Origin of the sequence: Burkholderia sp. M6-3, assembly GCF_050858985.1 — a bacterium.
Taxonomy (GTDB): Bacteria; Pseudomonadota; Gammaproteobacteria; order Burkholderiales; family Burkholderiaceae; genus Paraburkholderia; species Paraburkholderia caledonica.
Genome location: NZ_CP110090.1, coordinates 2363298 through 2381533, shown reverse-complemented (window position 1 = coordinate 2381533; position 18236 = coordinate 2363298). Strand labels below are relative to the sequence as shown.

The following is an 18236-nucleotide window of genomic DNA, read 5'->3' as shown; positions in this document are numbered from 1 at the left end:
GCCGTCTGAGGAACGCCTTGCAATGCGGTGCAGACGCCCTTAGTGGAAAGCCCTGGTCCCGAAAGCATTAAAAACAAGTTGTATATACAAGACGGCGCGGCTAGACTTCTCTCAAATTGTATAGACAGGACGACAACCATGATCACTCTGAAGCCCGGCCACCTCACTCTCCCGCAACTGCGCCAGATCGCGCGGGAACATGTGCCGCTGCGACTCGATCCCGCAAGCCACGCGGCTATCGACGCATGTGCGAAAGCGGTAGCGGACATCGCCGCGAAGGGCGAACCCGCGTATGGCATCAACACGGGCTTTGGGCGTCTCGCCAGCACGCATATCCCGCATGACCAGCTCGAACTGCTGCAACGCAATCTCGTGTTGTCGCACGCGGTCGGGGTAGGCGAGCCGATGTCGCGCCCCGTCGTGCGTCTGTTGATTGCGTTGAAGTTGTCGAGCCTCGGGCGCGGCCATTCCGGCATCCGCCGCGAAGTCATGGAAGCGTTGATCACGCTATACAACGCCGACGTGTTGCCGGTGATTCCGGTGAAGGGTTCGGTGGGCGCATCCGGCGATCTCGCGCCGCTCGCGCATATGTCGGCAGTTCTGCTCGGCGTAGGCGAGGTCTTCGCGAAAGGCGAACGCCTGCCCGCCACCGAAGGTCTCTCGCTCGTCGGTCTGAAGCCGCTCACGTTGCAAGCGAAGGAAGGCCTCGCGCTGCTGAACGGCACGCAGGCGTCGACTGCGCTCGCGCTCTACAACATGTTCGCGATCGAGGACCTGTATCGCACCGCGCTGGTGGCGGGCGCGTTGTCGGTCGATGCGGCGGCCGGCTCGGTCAAGCCGTTCGACGCGCGCATTCACGAATTGCGCGGTCATCAAGGCCAGATCGACGCGGCATCGGCATATCGCTCACTGCTGCAAGGCTCGGGCATCAACGTGTCGCACGCCGATTGCGACAAGGTGCAAGACCCGTACAGCCTGCGCTGCCAGCCGCAAGTCATGGGTGCGTGTCTCGACCAGATGCGTCACGCCGCCGACGTGCTGCTGCTCGAAGCCAACGCCGTGTCCGACAATCCGCTGATTTTCCCGGACACCGGCGAAGTGCTCTCTGGCGGCAACTTCCACGCGGAGCCGGTTGCATTCGCCGCGGACAATCTCGCGCTCGCCGCCGCGGAAATCGGCGCATTGGCCGAACGCCGCATCGCGTTGCTGATCGACGCGACGCTGTCGGGCCTGCCGCCGTTCCTCGTGCGCGATGGCGGCGTGAACTCCGGCTTCATGATCGCCCACGTGACGGCTGCCGCGCTGGCATCGGAAAACAAGACACTCGCGCATCCGGCTTCGGTCGATTCGCTGCCCACCTCCGCGAACCAGGAAGATCACGTTTCGATGGCCACGTTCGCTGCGCGCAAGCTCGGCGACATCGCCGAAAACACGGCCAATATTCTGTCGATCGAATTGCTCGCCGCCGCGCAAGGTGTGGACCTGCGCGCGCCGCACAAGACGAGCCCGAGTTTGCAGAAAGTGATGGACGCTGTGCGCAAGGACGTCGCGCATTACGAACTGGATCACTACTTCGCGCCGGACATCGCGGCCGTTACGCGTCTCGTGCAGAACGGCACGATCGCGAAGCTGAGCCCGTTTTCCTTCGTGTCCGAACAGTAAGCGAATGCGTCTGGGGTGACGCGCAATGAGGCGCCGCTCAGCATCCCTGAGCGGCACTCAGCGCCCCTAGGCGCCCCGACCGGACCATGAGACACAGCAGCCAATGAACGCACCCGCATATCAGGGCATCAAGGACTTCATCCTCGCGCGCATTCACACGGGCGAATGGGGAGAAGGCGACCAGGTGCCCTCCGAAAACGAGCTTGCACGCGAATTCAACGTCGCTCGCATGACGGTGAACCGCGCGCTGCGCGAGTTGACCTCGGAGCAGGTGCTGACGCGTGTGCAAGGCTCGGGCACGTTCGTGGCCCGTCCCAAGTACGAATCGACGCTGGTGGCGATCCGCAGTATCTCCGACGAAATCGTCGCGCGTGGTCATCGTTATCAGGCGAAGGTGCTGCACATTGGCGCGAGCATCGCCGATACGGCGCTCGCCGAAGAAATGCAGGTGAGCGCGGGTAGTCCGATATTTTATTCGCGCGTGCTTCATTTCGAAAACGACGAACCGGTGCAGCTTGAAGAGCGCTGGGTCAATCCGGCTGTCGCACCCGAATACGCGTTGCAGGATTTTACGAACACCACGCCGAACCAGTACCTCGTGCGCGTCGCGCCGTTGCAGCGCGTCGAATATCGCATCGAGGCATTGGCGGCGGACGGCGATACCCGCGAGCTGTTGACCATGGACGAACTGGAGCCTTGCCTCGTGCTGCATCGGCGAACCTGGTCGCAAAGCCAGGTCGCTTCGATCGCGAATCTGTGGCACCCGGGCAGCCGTTACCGTTTCACCGGACATTTCTGATTTTCGCTTTCCCTGATTCTTCCCTGACATATCCCGATCATCTTCAGGCATTCCGAGGGCCACCATGAACAACCCGAAACACATCGACCCGCGTCTCGACCCCACCCGCACGATCCGTGCGCCGCGCGGTGCTGAGAAGACCTGCAAGACCTGGATCGCGGAAGCCGCGTACCGGATGATCCAGAATAATCTGGACCCGGAAGTAGCCGAGCATCCTCACGCACTCGTGGTGTATGGCGGCATCGGCCGTGCGGCGCGCAACTGGGATTGCTTCGACCAGATCCTCACTTCGCTCAAGGACCTGAACGAAGACGAAACGCTGCTGATTCAATCGGGCAAGCCGGTCGGCGTTTTCCGCACGCATGCAGACGCGCCGCGCGTGCTGCTCGCGAACTCGAATCTGGTCCCGCACTGGGCGACATGGGAGCATTTCCACGAACTCGATCGCAAGGGCCTGATGATGTACGGCCAGATGACGGCGGGCAGCTGGATCTACATCGGTAGCCAGGGCATCGTGCAGGGTACGTACGAAACGTTCTTCTCGGTGGCCAACCAGCATTTCAACGGCGATCCGGCGGGCCGCTGGATCCTGACTGGCGGTCTGGGCGGCATGGGCGGCGCGCAGCCGCTCGCCGCGACGATGGCCGGCTTCTCGATGATCGCAGTGGAATGCGACGAGACGCGCATCGACTTCCGTCTGAAGACGCGTTACGTGGACAAGAAAGCGAAGACACTCGACGAAGCACTCGCCATGCTCGAAGAAGCGAAGCAGGCGGGCAAGGCAGTGTCTATCGGTTTGCTCGGCAACGCCGCCGACGTGTTCGCAGAGTGCGTGACGCGCGGCATCACACCGGACTGCGTGACCGATCAGACGAGCGCGCACGATCCCATTCACGGCTACCTTCCTCAAGGCTGGAAGGTCGAAGACTGGCGCGAGCGTCAGAAGACCGCCCCGGATTCGATCGTCGTGCCGGCGAAAGAGTCTATGGCCAAGCAGGTGCAAGCCATGCTGACGCTGCAGGAACGCGGTGCCGCCACGCTCGATTACGGCAACAACATTCGTCAGATGGCGCTCGAAATGGGCGTGAAAAACGCCTTCGATTTTCCGGGCTTCGTGCCGGCGTACATCCGTCCGCTCTTCTGCGAAGGCAAGGGACCGTTCCGCTGGGTCGCACTGTCGGGCGATCCGGAGGACATCTACAAGACGGACGCGAAGGTCAAGGAGCTCATTCCCGACGATCCGCATCTGCATAACTGGCTCGACATGGCGCGCGAGCGCATCGCGTTCCAGGGTTTGCCGGCGCGTATCTGCTGGGTCGGCGTGAAGGATCGTTACCGTCTCGGCCAGGCATTCAACGAGATGGTGAAGAACGGCGAACTGAAGGCGCCGATCGTGATTGGCCGCGATCACCTCGATACCGGTTCGGTGGCGAGCCCGAATCGCGAAACCGAGTCGATGAAAGACGGCTCGGACGCAGTCAGCGACTGGCCGTTGCTCAACGCGTTGCTGAATACGGCAGGCGGCGCGTCGTGGGTGTCGCTCCATCATGGCGGCGGTGTCGGCATGGGCTTCAGCCAGCATTCGGGCGTCGTGATCGTTGCGGACGGCACGGACGCCGCGAAAGAGCGCCTAGGCCGCGTGTTGTTCAACGACCCGGCGACGGGCGTGATGCGTCACGCGGACGCAGGCTATGAACTCGCGCAGCAAACCGCGCGCGAAGCGGGCCTCAATCTGCCGATGCTGGGCCGCTGAGCATGACGTTTGCGGGCAGCACAGGCGCTGTGGAGAGCGGCTCGGCGCGCGCCGTTACATTGATTCGTGGCGCCGAGCTCGTAGCCGTACCGTGGAAAAACGGCGGCGGGCTCACACGCGAAGTCGCGGCGTTTCCTGCGGATGCGGGGCTCGACACGTTCGTGTGGCGCGTGAGTGTGGCGGATGTCGCGCAAGCGGGGCCGTTCTCGCGATTCGCGGGCATCGATCGCACGCTCGTGTTGTTGTCCGGCGCGGGCATGTTGCTCGATGAAGCCCAGCCGGACCACATGGTGAAGACTCACGCGTTGACACGACCGCTGGATATTGCGCGCTTCAGTGGTGAGACGGCGATCGACGCGCGGCTTGTCGACGGTGCGACGCGCGACTTCAATCTGATGGTGCGTCGCGACTCGGCGCGGGGCGAGCTGGCAGTGTGGCGCGCGGCCCCGCACGAGACGCAGCCCGAACGGAGTTTGTACGCCGACGTCGTGCTGCTTTACTGCGCGAACGGGCCGCTTGCCGTCACATTGGGCAATGCACACGATGATGCAAACCGAAATGCGCACCCGCAGTGGCTGCAAACTGGCGACGCGTTGCGCATCGACACGCCGAGTGCGTTGCGATGCAACCTGGAAGGCACGGGCGCGCTGCTCGCCATCAGCATCCGCTACACGCAACGATGACCATGGTTCGCGCGTGCGTGACGTCGCACGGTAGCGCATGCGCGGAGACCTCCTTACACACGCAACGAGCTGCAAGAGCGCGCGATGAAGCAAACAGTCTGGCATCAACTGAACTTGTGCCCTCGGGGCGATTTCGAACATACGTTGCCCGATGCCGCGATCGCGGTTGAGAACGGCAAGATCGTGTGGCTCGGCGCGGCCGCCGGTCTGCCCGCGGAGTATGCGGGGTGGCCTCGCGAAAATCTGCATGGCGCATGGGTGACGCCGGGGCTCGTCGATTGCCACACGCATCTCGTGTACGGCGGGCAGCGTGCCGATGAATTCGCGCAGCGCCTCGCGGGTGTCAGCTATGAAGAGATCGCACGGCAGGGCGGCGGCATCGTGTCCACGGTGCGCGCAACGCGTGCCGCGACCGAAGAAGAGTTGTTCCGGCAATCGGCCGCGCGACTCGAACCGTTACTGGCCGAAGGCGTGACGGCGGTCGAAATCAAATCCGGTTACGGACTGGATCTGGACAGCGAGCGCAAGATGTTACGCGTCGCGCGCGAGTTGGGCGAACGCTATCCGGTGACGGTCTACACCACGTTCCTCGGCGCGCACGCATTGCCGCCCGAATTCGCGGGCCGCGCCGACGCGTATATCGACGAAGTCTGCAACACCATGCTGCCCGCGCTCGCAGACGAAGGTCTGGTCGACGCGGTCGATGTGTTTTGCGAGCGCATAGGCTTTTCTCTCGAACAGAGCGAGCGCGTGTTCAATGCCGCCGCGCGCTACGCGCTGCCGGTGAAAATGCACGCGGAACAATTGTCCAACGGCGGCGGCACGGCGCTCGCGGCACGCCATCGGGCGCTGTCCGCAGACCACCTGGAGTTTCTCGACGAAGCCGGCGTCGCGGCAATGAAAGAAGCCGGCACGGTGGCCGTGTTGCTGCCGGGCGCGTATTACTTCATTCGCGAGACGCAACTGCCGCCGCTCGATTTGCTGCGGCGTTACGAGGTGCCGATTGCAATTTCCACTGACAGCAATCCCGGCACTTCACCCACCACCTCGTTGCTGCTGATGATGAACATGGCGAGCACGCTGTTCCGCATGACCGTGCCCGAAGTACTGAAGGGCGTGACGTCGCATGCGGCGCGCGCGCTCGGCAAGGCGGACCGGCACGGCTCGCTGGAAGTGGGCCGCGCCGCTGACTTCGCGGTATGGTCGGTCGATTCGCTCGCGGAATTGGCTTACTGGATAGGGCGTCCGTTGTGCGCGCGGGTCGTGCGTGCGGGCGAGACCGTTTATCGTCCTTCGACGCGCGCCGCGAACTGAGGCTGGACCTGAGAGATGACACAAGCAAAACAATCGCTATTCGCGGACCACGCGTACCTGCCGGGCGGCTGGCGCCGCGACGTACTGCTGGAATGGGACGTCGACGGGACGCTGACGACGGTCGAGCCTGACACACGCGACGTGCCTGCGTCCGTGACCAGAGCGGCGGGCCCGATAATGCCTGGCATGCCGAATCTTCATTCGCATGCGTTCCAGCGCGCAATGGCCGGCCTGACCGAATATCGTGGCTCATCGGCTACAGGCGCCACCGACAACTTCTGGAGCTGGCGCGATCTGATGTATCGCTTTGCCGCGCGTATCTCACCCGAGGGACTGGCCAGCGTCGCACAATGGCTCTACATCGAAATGCTGAAGGCGGGCTACACGTCGGTGTGCGAGTTCCATTACGTGCATCACACGCCGGACGGCGGCCGGTACGGCAACCCGGCGGAACTCGCGCAACGCGTGGTGGATGCAGCATCGGCGAGCGGCATCGGCATGACGATGTTGCCGGTGCTGTATCAATACAGCGGCTTTGGCGCGCGCCCGCCTCGTGACGACCAGCGGCGCTTCATCAATACGCCCGATAGCCTGCTCGAACTGCTCGGCGCATTGCGCGCCGCGCGGCCAGAAAATGCAACGCTGCGCTACGGTGTGGCGCCGCACTCGTTGCGCGCCGTCTCCGAGCAATCGTTGCGCGAACTGCTCGGCGGGCTGGACGGCAGTGCGCCGGTTCACATCCATATCGCCGAACAGACTGCCGAAGTCGACGCGTGCGTGGAAACAGAAGGTGCGCGTCCGGTCCAATGGCTGCTGGAGCGTTTCGACGTCGACAGCCGGTGGTGCCTCGTGCACGCCACGCATGTCGATGCCAACGAGACGCTTGCGCTTGCGAAGAGCGGCGCGGTGGCCGGTTTGTGCCTGACCACCGAAGCGAACCTCGGCGACGGCCTTTTCCCCGCGCAGGAATATCTCGACGCGAAAGGGCGCATCGGCGTCGGCTCGGACAGTCATATCGGCGTGGACTGGCGCGCGGAATTGCGTCTGCTCGAATACGGGCAGCGTTTGACGCGCCGGCAGCGCAACGTGCTCGCGTCAGCGCAAACGCCGTATGTGGCGGACCGTCTTTTCGACGCGGCGCTCGAAGGCGGCGCGCAGGCAACGGGCCGCGCGACAGGCGCATTGCAAGTGGGTCATCGCGCGGACTGGCTGGTACTCGACCCGAATCATGCGAGCATTGCCGAGCATGCGCCGAACGCCTGGCTCTCGGGCGTTGTATTCTGCGAGCACGGCGAGACGCCCATCCGCGATGTGTATGCAGGCGGCGACAAGGTAGTCGACAATCGCCGCCATCGCGACGAAGAGGGCGCTTACGCGCGCTATCGCGTGGCGCTCGCCGACCTGCTGAAATGACGTAAAGCAGCGCATCGTGCATTGCGTGCCTGCGTCACTGCAAAGATCCTGCGAAAGAGAACTGACATGACTGCTTCGAATACTCCGCCGGTTTTCACGCTGCATCGAGGAAGCCTGCCGTTGCTGATCTCGATCCCGCATGTAGGCACCGAAATCCCCGCCGACATTGCCGCGACGATGACGCCCGTAGCGTTTCGCACCGACGATTGCGACTGGCATCTCGACCGGCTCTATGCGTTCGCGAAACGCATGGGCGCGTCGATTCTCATGCCCACCTACGCGCGCTATGTGATCGACCTGAACCGTCCGCCCGACGGCGCCAACCTCTATCCGGGCCAGGACACAACGGGTTTATTGCCCGTCGATACCTTCGACAAGGAGCCGTTGTACCTGGAAGGCCATCTGCCGGACGAGGCGGAAGTGGCCCGCCGTCGCGACGCTTACTGGGTGCCGTATCACGACGCCCTGGCGGGCGAACTTGCCGCGCTCAAAGCTCGCCATGGCAAGGCACTGCTATGGGAGGCGCATTCGATCCGCTCACATGTGCCGCGCTTCTTTGACGGACGCTTGCCGGATTTCAATTTCGGCACCTCGAACGGCGCAAGCGCGGTGGCGGGTTTGGGCGAGGAACTGGCGGCTGTCGTCGAGCGACACGGCGACTATTCGGCTGTCGCTAACGGGCGCTTCAAGGGCGGCTACATCACGCGGCATTACGGCCAGCCTTCGCAAGGGGTGCACGCGGTGCAGCTGGAGTTGTCCCAGATCACCTATATGCAGGAACAGCCGCCGTACGCGTACGACGAAGCGCTTGCGGCGAAGGTCGAGCCGCTGCTCGAGCAACTGGTCGCAACCGCATCGGAGCGCGTCAAGGCCTGTTGATCGCGGGCTCTCAGCCGCAGCCCTGTTTTTTCCGTACTCATCCATCATTTCCACGCGGTTCGCGGAGTTGCGCTTAAGTCTCGCGCAGCTTCCCCGCGTCGGCCCAGAGCGCGAAGGTGTAACAGCGTGTGTCCGCGATTGCGCGCGGCGCCTTTCGCGCACAACGTATGGCGTTATGGCGTCCGCGTCTGACGAATCACTGTGCGCCGCGCGAATCCGTCGATAAAAAAAGCCCCGCAAGTAGCGGGGCTTTGCGATGCGCGCGACGCGTGCGGTGCATGGCGTTCGCGGCGGCCGTCGTGTCCCTCGATGTGAGGGCAACGATTAGCGGCAGTGGCGTTCCCAGTGGTGATGCACGTGCACCTTATGGCACACCTGGTGGTGGTGATGCTCATAAGCTTGCGCGGGAGCGATTGCGCTGAGAGCAGCGGCGGCTGCGGCAATGGCCAGAACAATTTTCTTCATTACAAAACCCTTAATCAATGTTGGGAACTCGCGGTGCAGCACGACCTATGCCGCACGGTTTGCAAGCATGCCACATCGGCGCGCGCGGAGCAGGAACGTCGTCCCGATGCAACGTGTCGAACAGCGCGGCGAACAGCGAGCGAAGGGCGCGGCGAAGGCAAAGCGACTATGTGCATTGACATTGAGCGACGCGAGCCGGGCCGATGCATGGCTCCGTGTGCGATCGCGTGCGCCGCTTGCCAGTGAGGCCGTGCAACGGCTACCCTTTCAAAACGATGACGCTCGCAACGGCGTCGTCTTTACATCGGGCAAAAGATGGAAGACCCAGCGATGGAAGATTCCGACGAATTGCTGCTCCCGGTCTGGCGCGCGAATCTCGTGCTGTTGACGCGCGCGGTCGGCGCGGCCAGTCGTCTCGCACGCATGATGACTTTCTCCGCGAGCTACCTGAAGTTGATGTTGTCCGGACAGCGCGAATTCAGCGAGGAGTTCGTGCGTGGTATAGAAGCGGTGACGGGTCTGCCGAATGGCTGGATGAACACGCCGCACACCGAAGCCGAGATCCCGCCCAACGCGCGCGAGGCGATCGACAATGAGCAGCCCCTCGCGCGATTTCGCGGCACCGCGCATCCCGTGCGGAAGAAGACCGTGCTGCGGCCGCCTGAACCGATTTTTGGCCAGGCGTCGCCTGCCAGACGCATCGAAGACGAAAGCATCGACGCCGAAGCGCATCGACGCCAGGCGTATTTTCGCAAGGTCCGTGAACTCGCGGTGCAAGAGGTTCGGCGTTTCGAGCGGCACATCGTGCATGCGCCGGTTGAACTCGCGTCGTTGCGATCGAAAGTGGAAGACGTGATCGCCGCCGCCGATGCGGACGATCCGATCCAGGCCGATCTTGCCGGGCGGCTCGAGCAGATCGAGAAGCATCGACATCTGCTGCTCAGGCATGTCGAGAGATTGCAGGCATTGCTCGGGCAACTCGGTGAAGGCGATTGATGGTTGATCGGCGGCGCGGGGAACATTGTTCATGATGCGCTACCGGGCGTGCCCGCAGATCGCCGCCGCGCTCGCCTTGTGCGCGGCGGCCGCCACTGCTTTTGCTGCGGACACGCGATCGGACCCATCCGGCGACGACCGTGCGCCTTACACGACTGAGCGCGACGTTCATCTCTTCACGATCCAGAAAGACGGTTCGATCGAGGAACACGACGACAGCGTGCTGCGCGCGAACACGTCGAGCGGCGTCGACGACATCGCGCAACGCTATGTGTGGTTCAACAAGGACATCGAGCAGGTGCAACTGCTCGCGGCCGAGACGATCGACGCCGACGGCGCGACGCACGCGGTGGGTCCAGAAGCGATCCGCGATATCCAGGAGCCGCGCTCGGCGGGCGCGCCGAGCTTTCAGGACGGCGTGTTGCGCACGGTGATTTTTCCCGGCGTCGAGCCCGGTTCGCGCGTGCATCTCACGTTTCGCAAGACGCGCGCAAAGCCGTTGCAGGCGGGCACCTTCGCCTACCTCGTTGAGCCGACGAGCGAACCCGTCGAGGAACAGCGCCTGATCTTCGATCTTCCCGCCGATCTGCCGCTCTACGCCGACGCGCGTGGCTATACCGCGTTGCCGCCGGTCACGGCGAACGGCCGCACACGCTACGAATTCGACTACCGGCACGGACCGTATGCGAGGCTCGAAGCGGGCGCGGTCGGCTACGCGAATTGGGGCGATCGTCTGATGGTGTCGACGGTGCCCGACTTCGCGAGCTTCGCCGCACGTTACCGGGGCCCCGCGGCCGACGCCACTTTCAACGATCCGGCCATCGTGCAGCTTGCGCAGTCGCTCGCCGCGCGTGCCGCCGATCCGCGCGAGAAGGCGCGCATCCTTTACGACTGGGTACGCATGAATATCCGCTACGTCGCGCTCTTTCTGGGCGAGACGGCGGCGATTCCGCACAAGGCGGCTGACATTCTGCGCAACCGTTATGGCGACTGCAAGGATCACGTCGCGCTTTACAGCGCGTTGCTGGCCGCCGTCGGCATTCGCAGCGAAGCCGTCCTGCTCAATCTCGGGCCGTACTACAGCTTGCCGGACGTGCCGGGCTATGGCGCGAGCGCGATCAATCATGCGATCGTCTGGATTCCTGATCTTTCGCTGTATGCCGACACGACGGCGGGCGGCGTGGGCTTCGGTTATCTGCCGGCGGCGGTGATGGACAGGCCGGTGCTGCTGGTCGGCGAAGGCGTGCTGTCGCGCACGCCGGCCACCCAGGCGCGCGAGCGGCAAGCGCGCGTGCAGATCGACGTCGACGAAAACGGCACTGCCGACTACGCGTACCGGGTCGAAGACGCGGGCTTTACCGCGGAGATTGAACGCAATGTCTTTCGACGCGCTTCGCGTCAGCGCACGCAACAGATTGCCGCCAACCGTCTATTGCAAACCGGCCTGCATGGCACCGCGCAGTTACGTACCGGCGAAGTTGCGGTAACCGACGGGCCGTTCGCGACGTGGATGCAAGGCAAGGTCGAGCATTTCGTGTGGAACGACGGCACCACGGCGATGCCGACGCTCACGAGCTTCTCAGGCGGCATGGGCTCGCAGGTGCAGGCGTGGCTCGCGGAGCCGGTGCGCACGCAGCCGTGGGCATGCATTGGCGGAGACTTTGACGAGACACTGGAAATTACACTGCCGCGCTTCGCCAACGTGACCGACACGCCCGCCGACACCGACGTGCAGAACCGGTTTCTGACTTTCTCGTCGCGCTATGTGTTCGACCGCGGGGCACGCGTGCTGCAGATCAGGCGGCAACTGCACGCCGCCTTCGGACACCAGATGTGCTCCCCCACAGAGTTTGCCCAGATCAAAGACGATCTCGTGCGGATCGAGCGCGACCTTGACGCGCAAATCGTCGTCAAGGCCGCGAAGCTTGCGGGGGCCGCGAGCGCGAAGTAGCGCCGCGCTCAGGAGCCGCTCTTGGTCACGATCGGAACCCACGCGCCGTTCTTGACCTGATAGAGCGTCGACGCGCCGCTTTTCAGCGCGCCGGTGTTGTCGAACGAGATCTTGCCGGTCACGCCTTCGAAGTCGATCGCCTTGAGAACCGGCCGGTAATCGGCGGGCGAGGTCGATTTGGCCTGCTGCATGGCCTTGATCGCGGCCCACGCTCCGTCGTAGCCGAACGGCGCATACGACAGGATTTCGCCGCCAAAGCGCTTCTTGAACTTCGCCGAGAAGTCTTTGCCGCCCGGCAGTTGCGCGAGCGGACGGCCGTATTCCCAGGCCATCACGCCTTCGGCTGCGTCGCCGGCAAGCTTGATGAACTCGGGATCCTCCACGCCGCCGCCGCCCACCAGTTGCGCCGTCACGCCGAGTTGCTTCATGCGCCTCGCGAAGCCCGCGGCCTGCGTGTCGAGTCCGCCGAAGAAAATCAGGTCCGCGTTCGCCGCCTTGATCTTCGTGATCTGCGTGCTGAAGTCGACCGCGTGATTGTCGGTGTATTCGCGCGCGACGATGTTGCCGCCATGTGCCTTGACGGCCTTCTCGAACTCGTCGGCTTCGCCCTGGCCGAATGCGGTGCGGTCGTCGATGATCGCAATGCGTTTCGCCTTCGACACCTCGACCGCGTAGACGCCTGCGTTGCCGGCATTTTGCGCGTCCGTTGAAATCACCATGAAGGTGTTTGCAAAGCCACGGCCAGTGATGATCGGGTTTGTCGCGGCGGGGTCGATGACCGGAATCCCGGCCTGCTCATAAACCTGCGAGGCGGGAATCGTCGTGCCCGAGTTGAAGTGGCCGACCACCACCGAAACGCCCGCATCCACGAGCTTCTGCGCGACCTGCACGCCGATGCGCGGGTCCGCCTGGTCGTCCTGCGAGACGATCTGGAACTGCGCGACCTTGTCGCCGATCTTGATCTTCTGCGCGTTGGCTTCCTCGATAGCGAGCCGGACTCCGTTCTCCAGATCCTTGCCGTAGCCGGCGTTGGCCCCGGTCATCGGCGCGGCGAAACCGATCTTCACCGGCTGGTCGTCGGCGAAACTGGCGAGCGGCGCGGCTGCGATCATGGCGCCAACGAACAGAGCAAGCGGTTTGAGCGTGTTGTTAAAACTCATGGTCTCTCCTTACTTCGACAGTTCCAGGTTATGAAAGCGGCAAGGCTATGATGTGTGTCCGGCTTGCAACGAGAGACTAAAGACGATGGCTCTCGATACACAATGCTGGAATACGCGCACTCGGGTTTGCACGCCGGTCATGTGGCGCGAATATAGAAAGCCAATATGCCGCCGTCTTGGCAGTTCGCTGCGCTTTGGATGAGAATTTCGGCATAGGCCGCGCGCGTGCGGGCGGGCCGCGTGACGGGCGGCAGGGCGGGGATGCGGATTACCGCACATGCTTAAGAGACGTAGGGGAGACGTTTAACGCATGTGCGGCCTGATGCCGCGTATGAGCGGCATGCAACGGCGGTGAGCAAAGAACAACGCTATGCAACGCTTGTTGCGTCGAGCGGTGCGCCCGGCTCTAGCGCTCGCCTTGCTGGCGCAGCACTTCTTCGCGCAGACGCAGCAGGGGCGCCTTGGTTTCGTCGTCAGCCCATGTGTCCAGATCGTCGATCGCGCGCTGGCAGCCGTCGAGCACGAGGTCGAGATCCACTGGCACGCCGTTGTTCAGCGCGAACTCGATGGTCTCGGCGAACTGCTCGCACTCGTCTTCGCCATAGGAGATGTCGAGGTTGTCGGCGATCACTTCGGCGATGTTGCTGCGCGCCTTGTCGTCGGGCGTCACCATGTCGATGATGCCGCGCGCCACTGCTGGCGAGTAGTAGAGCGCGATGTCGAGCCACTGCGTGGGATCGAAGTCGGCCTGGTCGAACTGGTTCTCGAAGAACTCGATGGCTTCCTGTTCGTGCACCTCGTCCGCGTCGACGCTGATACACAACTGCTCAAAATACTCTTCCCGCTCGCTGCGGATATAACCGTCCATCGATGCCTCGTCTGCTGAATGCCGGTGCCTGAAAAAGTTGCTGCGCGCGTGAGGCATTGCTTCGCGCACGCGGCACGCATTATAGGACGACCGGCCGGCCGCCAAGGTTCCGTGCGGCGCAAAGCATCGCGTTGCCGCCTGCGGCATGCGCAGCGCCTATGCGGTCTCCGCCACCCATGCGTCGAACCACTCGCGGGGTTGGGCGATTTCGTTTTGCGCGGCCACCAGTTCGAGCTCGTAGCGCCCGGCTTGCCAGGTCAGCTTGACGACGGCGTTGACCGCCGCGAGCGTGTGTTCGAACGCCGCGCGAATCGTATCGCCCAGCAGCGTGCGGGCGACGAACACCGCGCTCGTCAGATCGCCGACGCCAACCGGTTGCCGCGCGAACGGATAGAGCGGGCGCTGGCCCATCCAGGCCTCGCGTTCGGTTACTACCAGCATGTTGAACCGGTCGGCGGGACTGTTGCGGTCGAGCAGATGTTTGACCAGCACGAGCTTCGGCCCGCGCGCGATGATCTCGCGGCACGCGGTGACGGCTTCTTCGAGCGTCTCGATCTCGCGGCCCACGAGCCGCTGCAACTCCGTATGGTTCGGCGCCATGGCGTCGGCCATCTCAGGCATGGTGTTCACGAGAAATTCCTGGATGCCCGGCTCGACCTTGCAGCCGCTCGCAGCGCCCATCACCGGATCGCAGAAGTACCACGCGCGCGGATTCGCGGCCTTTACGGCCTTGACGATTTCCAGTACCGATTGCGCCTGTTCCGGCGTGCCAAGGTAGCCCGAGAGCACGGCGTCGCAGCGCGGCAGCATGCCGATTGCGCCGATGCCTTCGGCGAGCTCTTCCATCTGCGCGGCATTGATCGCCGTGCCGGTCCAATGGCCGTACTGCGTGTGGTTGGAGAACTGCACGGTGTTCAGCGGCCACACGTTTACGCCAAGCCTACGCATCGGGAATACGGCGGCGCTGTTGCCCGCGTGCCCGAAAACGACATGTGACTGAATGCTCAGAACGTTCTTCGTCATGGTATGGCTCGCGCAGTCGTTCGTGCGCGATCGGTGAAAACGGGAGGGATGCGCGGCGACGGTGCCTCGGCATGAGCCGAATGCCGCGCGCGCAGGACTGCTTCAGACGCTGCAAGAATAATGCACGGTCTGCATCGTCAGGAAACAATACATGAGTTTGACGCGGGGCAGTTGATCCGTCCCCGTGCTGTTGCGCCGAACCATCACCAAAGATGCGCGGCGCCGCGCTGTTTGCGGCCCGGCAATTCCGGCAGGCACCGCCTCAGCAAAGCTCGCGATACAGCGCGAGGTAACGGTCCGCGGAAGCGCCCCAGCCGAAGTCCTGGCGCATCGCGCGCCGCTGTGCCGCTTTCCATTCGGTGCGCCGGCCATAGAGCGCGAACGCCCGGCGAATCGCGGCGGTGAGCCCGCGCGGCTGAAAGTGCTCGAAGACGAAACCGGTGGCGAGATCTTCGGCGAGATTTTCGAGCGATGCGTCCACCACGGTGTCCGCCAGACCGCCGACGCAATGCACGAGCGGCAGCGAACCGTAGGCGAGCGCGTAAAGTTGCGTCAGCCCGCAGGGCTCGAAGCGCGATGGCACGGCGACCACGTCGCTGCCCGCGATGATCGTATGTGCAAGCTTCTCGTCGAAGCCAAGCTCCACCGCGACCGAATCGGGGTGCGTCTGCGCAACGCGTTTCAGGCCGTTCTCGAGCGCCGGGTCGCCGGTCCCGAATACGACCAGCTGGCCGCCGCGTTTGACGATTTCGGGCACGGTTTCGAGCAGCAGGTCGAGGCCTTTTTGCTCGGTGAGGCGGCTCACTACGCCGAACAGCAGCGCGTCCGATTTCTGCGCGAGACCGAAGCGTTTTTGCAACGCCTCCTTGCATGCCAGTTTCCCGGCGAGTCGCGTGGAGGTGTAGCGATTTTCGAGGAGCGCGTCGCTCGCCGGGTTCCACACCGTATAGTCGACGCCGTTCAGAATGCCGGACAGGTCGTGCGAGCGGTTGCGTAAAAGAGCGTCGAGTCCGCCGCCTTGAGCCAGCGTCTGAATTTCGCGGGCGTACGTGGGGCTCACGGTCGTGATGCGGTCGCTGTAGTAAAGGCCCGCCTTGAGAAACGACAGCTGTCCATAGAATTCGACGCCGTACATGCTGAAAAAGTCGTCGGGCAGGCCGAGCTGGCCGAACTGGTGCGCTGGGAAAACGCCTTGGTACGCGAGGTTGTGCACCGTAAAGACGCTGCGCGCGAGCGCCCGGCCATGCTGCCTTTCGGCGGCTTTCAGATAGGCGGCGGCGAGTCCCGCATGCCAGTCGTGCGCGTGGACGATCTGCGGCGACCAGGCCGGATCCAGCTGTTGCGCGAGTTGCGCGGCGACCCAGCCGAGCAGTGCGAAACGCTGTGCGTTGTCGCCGTATGGCACGTGCTCGTCGTTCAGATAAGGGTTGCCGGGCCGGTCATATAGCGTGGCCGCGCGGATCGTGTAGACGATCAGTCCGTTCGACGGCAGCGTGCCCTGTTCGAGCGTGACGCCCGGCGCACCGAAACGGCTGCCGAGTTGGGCGACCGGGCGCACGTCGTGCAAGCCGGCAACCACCGACGGGAAGCCGGGCAGCAGCACGCGGACGTCGGCGCCGCGCTCGACCAGCGCGGACGGCAACGCGCCCGCGACGTCGGCGAGACCGCCTGTTTTCAGGAGGGGATACAGCTCGCTTGCGACGTGCAGGGCGCGAATCGTCATAGGCTAAATTAGGTCCCTTGATGGATGGTCGGGGAATGCTCGCGATATTGGCCGCGCGCCGCGCCGGGTGAAGCGACGGCAACTAGCACGCAGCCGGTCGGACTCAGGTCGCTTCCTGCCGCAGCGATTCGGGCGTGACGAGCACGACGCCGTCGTCTGTGCGATAGAAACGCTCGGCGTCGGCCACCGGATCTTCGCCGATCACCGTGCCGTCCGGGATCGTGCAGCCGCGGTCCACCACCACTTTCTGCAAGCGGCAACTCGCGCCGACCGTGACCTGCGGCAACAAGACTGCCTCATTGATGTTACAGAACGAACTCACTTTCACGTTCGACGACAACACCGATCGCGAAATCTGCGAACCCGAGATCACACAGCCGCCGCATGCGAGCAGGTTATTGCCGGACCCTTGCAGACCCTTCAGATCCCGCACGAACTTGGCGGGCGGCAGCTGTTCCTGATACGTCCAGATCGGCCAACTGCGGTCGTAGAGGTCGAGCGTCGGAATCGTAGAGGCGAGATCGAGGTTGGCGGCCCAATAGGCGTCGATGGTGCCGACGTCGCGCCAGTACGGCTCCACGTTCGGGTCAGACGATACGCACGACATGCCGAACGGATGCGCGATCGCCGTGCCTTGCGTGACGACGCGCGGCAAGATGTCCTTGCCGAAGTCGTGATCGGTGTCGACGGTCGAGATGTTTTCCTCCAGCAGCGAGTACAGGTAGTCCGCGTTGAACACGTAAATGCCCATGCTCGCCAATGCGGTGTCCGGGCGGCCGGGTATTGCGGGCGGGTCGGCGGGTTTTTCCACGAAGCCGACCACGCGGCGGTTTTCGTCGACGGCCATGACGCCGAAGGCCACCGCGTCCATGCGCGGCACCTCGATGCAGCCCACCGTGCAATCCGCGCCGCTATCGGCGTGATCCGCGATCATGCGCGTGTAGTCCATCTTGTAGATGTGGTCGCCCGCCAGCACGACCACGTACTTGGGGCGGATGGAGCGGATGATGTCCAGGTTCTGGAACACGGCGTCGGCGGTGCCGCGGTACCAGTGCGCGCCTTCCACGCGTTGCTGCGCGGGCCACAGGTCGATGAATTCGCCGAACTCGCCGCGCAGAAAGCTCCAGCCGCGCTGCAGGTGGCGCAATAGCGAGTGGGCCTTGTACTGTGTGACGACGGCGATACGCCGGATACCTGAGTTCAGACAGTTCGACAGTGCGAAGTCGATGATCCTGTACTTACCGCCGAAATGCACGGCGGGTTTGACGCGTTTGTTGGTGAGCGGTCCGAGCCGCGTGCCTCGACCGCCGGCGAGGACGATGGCGAGGGTAGTGCGTTGAAGGTCGTTCAGCCGTGCCGGAGTATCCATGTCCGTCTCCTTTGTCGACCGGACTTGGCGCTTTAGCGCTTAGTCCGGTCCCATGCAGTTTTATCGCGGTCGACCGGACTTGGCGCTTTAGCGCTTAGTCCGGTCCCATGCAGTTTTATCGCGGTCGATCGGAGTTGGCGCTTTAGCGCTTGGTCCGGTCCCATGCGCTTTCCTCGCG

15 protein-coding genes are annotated in these 18236 nt (G+C 63.7%); 9 read left to right on the top strand and 6 right to left on the bottom strand.

All coding sequences use genetic code 11. From position 1 onward, the window contains the following. Positions 1 to 138 precede the first annotated feature (138 nt). From hutH to hutG, 7 genes are all read left to right on the top strand, one after another. Positions 139 to 1662, top strand: coding sequence for a histidine ammonia-lyase (gene hutH / locus OH764_RS10255; RefSeq protein WP_498846706.1), 1524 nt, complete (start codon positions 139 to 141; stop codon positions 1660 to 1662). A 103-nt stretch (positions 1663 to 1765) separates the two neighbouring features. Continuing rightward, positions 1766 to 2461 carry a GntR family transcriptional regulator gene (gene hutC, locus OH764_RS10250; RefSeq protein WP_498846705.1) on the top strand — a complete coding sequence of 232 codons (696 nt, stop codon included), beginning with the start codon at positions 1766 to 1768 and terminating at the stop codon, positions 2459 to 2461. 64 nt (positions 2462 to 2525) lie between these two features. Continuing rightward, a complete protein-coding gene (gene hutU, locus OH764_RS10245; protein WP_214878916.1) occupies positions 2526 to 4214 on the top strand; it encodes a urocanate hydratase in 1689 nt (562 codons plus the stop codon). Between the two features lie 2 nt (positions 4215 to 4216). Further along, complete coding sequence (locus OH764_RS10240; protein WP_498846704.1) at positions 4217 to 4897, top strand: HutD/Ves family protein; 681 nt, start codon at positions 4217 to 4219, stop codon at positions 4895 to 4897. 84 nt (positions 4898 to 4981) lie between these two features. Beyond that, positions 4982 to 6211, top strand: coding sequence for an imidazolonepropionase (gene hutI / locus OH764_RS10235; protein ID WP_498846703.1), 1230 nt, complete (start codon positions 4982 to 4984; stop codon positions 6209 to 6211). A gap of 15 nt (positions 6212 to 6226) precedes the next feature. Continuing rightward, on the top strand, positions 6227 to 7624 hold the full coding sequence (locus OH764_RS10230) for a formimidoylglutamate deiminase (RefSeq protein WP_498846702.1): 1398 nt from the start codon (positions 6227 to 6229) through the stop codon (positions 7622 to 7624). Between the two features lie 66 nt (positions 7625 to 7690). Further along, positions 7691 to 8503, top strand: a complete 813-nt coding sequence (gene hutG / locus OH764_RS10225; RefSeq protein WP_498846701.1) for an N-formylglutamate amidohydrolase — start codon at positions 7691 to 7693, stop codon at positions 8501 to 8503. 324 nt (positions 8504 to 8827) lie between these two features. Here hutG and OH764_RS10220 read toward each other — a convergent pair whose 3' ends face one another. Continuing rightward, positions 8828 to 8968 (bottom strand): hypothetical protein, encoded by a 141-nt coding sequence (locus tag OH764_RS10220; RefSeq protein WP_164862233.1) that lies wholly within the window; start codon positions 8966 to 8968, stop codon positions 8828 to 8830. A gap of 330 nt (positions 8969 to 9298) precedes the next feature. Between OH764_RS10220 and OH764_RS10215 the strand changes: the two genes are divergently transcribed. Continuing rightward, a complete protein-coding gene (locus OH764_RS10215; protein WP_498846700.1) occupies positions 9299 to 9964 on the top strand; it encodes a hypothetical protein in 666 nt (221 codons plus the stop codon). A gap of 31 nt (positions 9965 to 9995) precedes the next feature. Next, entirely contained in the window at positions 9996 to 11915 is a 1920-nt protein-coding gene (locus OH764_RS10210; RefSeq protein WP_498846699.1) for a DUF3857 domain-containing transglutaminase family protein, read from the top strand. Between the two features lie 8 nt (positions 11916 to 11923). Here the strand turns inward: OH764_RS10210 and OH764_RS10205 are convergent, their stop codons facing one another. The 5 genes from OH764_RS10205 to glgC all read right to left on the bottom strand — a co-directional run bounded on the left by OH764_RS10205 (position 11924) and on the right by glgC (position 18058). Next, positions 11924 to 13075 (bottom strand): branched-chain amino acid ABC transporter substrate-binding protein, encoded by a 1152-nt coding sequence (locus OH764_RS10205; RefSeq protein WP_498846698.1) that lies wholly within the window; start codon positions 13073 to 13075, stop codon positions 11924 to 11926. Between the two features lie 406 nt (positions 13076 to 13481). Further along, positions 13482 to 13943, bottom strand: coding sequence for a hypothetical protein (locus tag OH764_RS10200; protein ID WP_020069875.1), 462 nt, complete (start codon positions 13941 to 13943; stop codon positions 13482 to 13484). A 156-nt stretch (positions 13944 to 14099) separates the two neighbouring features. Beyond that, positions 14100 to 14966: a pyridoxal kinase PdxY gene (gene pdxY, locus OH764_RS10195; protein ID WP_128585725.1), complete on the bottom strand. Its 867-nt coding sequence runs from the start codon at positions 14964 to 14966 to the stop codon at positions 14100 to 14102. Between the two features lie 262 nt (positions 14967 to 15228). After that, entirely contained in the window at positions 15229 to 16689 is a 1461-nt protein-coding gene (glgA, locus tag OH764_RS10190) for a glycogen synthase (protein ID WP_498846697.1), read from the bottom strand. A 103-nt stretch (positions 16690 to 16792) separates the two neighbouring features. Next, positions 16793 to 18058, bottom strand: a complete 1266-nt coding sequence (gene glgC / locus OH764_RS10185) for a glucose-1-phosphate adenylyltransferase (RefSeq protein WP_498846696.1) — start codon at positions 18056 to 18058, stop codon at positions 16793 to 16795. Positions 18059 to 18236 lie beyond the last annotated feature (178 nt).

Coding starts and splice junctions, on each gene's coding strand:
- glgA (WP_498846697.1), bottom strand. CDS start 16,689: ATGACGATTCGCGCCCTGCACGTCGCAAGCGAGCTGTATCCCCTCCTG.
- OH764_RS10215 (WP_498846700.1), top strand. CDS start 9,299: ATGGAAGATTCCGACGAATTGCTGCTCCCGGTCTGGCGCGCGAATCTC.
- OH764_RS10210 (WP_498846699.1), top strand. CDS start 9,996: ATGATGCGCTACCGGGCGTGCCCGCAGATCGCCGCCGCGCTCGCCTTG.
- OH764_RS10205 (WP_498846698.1), bottom strand. CDS start 13,075: ATGAGTTTTAACAACACGCTCAAACCGCTTGCTCTGTTCGTTGGCGCC.
- pdxY (WP_128585725.1), bottom strand. CDS start 14,966: ATGACGAAGAACGTTCTGAGCATTCAGTCACATGTCGTTTTCGGGCAC.
- hutG (WP_498846701.1), top strand. CDS start 7,691: ATGACTGCTTCGAATACTCCGCCGGTTTTCACGCTGCATCGAGGAAGC.
- hutC (WP_498846705.1), top strand. CDS start 1,766: ATGAACGCACCCGCATATCAGGGCATCAAGGACTTCATCCTCGCGCGC.
- hutH (WP_498846706.1), top strand. CDS start 139: ATGATCACTCTGAAGCCCGGCCACCTCACTCTCCCGCAACTGCGCCAG.
- hutI (WP_498846703.1), top strand. CDS start 4,982: ATGAAGCAAACAGTCTGGCATCAACTGAACTTGTGCCCTCGGGGCGAT.
- OH764_RS10220 (WP_164862233.1), bottom strand. CDS start 8,968: ATGAAGAAAATTGTTCTGGCCATTGCCGCAGCCGCCGCTGCTCTCAGC.
- OH764_RS10230 (WP_498846702.1), top strand. CDS start 6,227: ATGACACAAGCAAAACAATCGCTATTCGCGGACCACGCGTACCTGCCG.
- hutU (WP_214878916.1), top strand. CDS start 2,526: ATGAACAACCCGAAACACATCGACCCGCGTCTCGACCCCACCCGCACG.
- glgC (WP_498846696.1), bottom strand. CDS start 18,058: ATGGATACTCCGGCACGGCTGAACGACCTTCAACGCACTACCCTCGCC.
- OH764_RS10200 (WP_020069875.1), bottom strand. CDS start 13,943: ATGGACGGTTATATCCGCAGCGAGCGGGAAGAGTATTTTGAGCAGTTG.
- OH764_RS10240 (WP_498846704.1), top strand. CDS start 4,217: ATGACGTTTGCGGGCAGCACAGGCGCTGTGGAGAGCGGCTCGGCGCGC.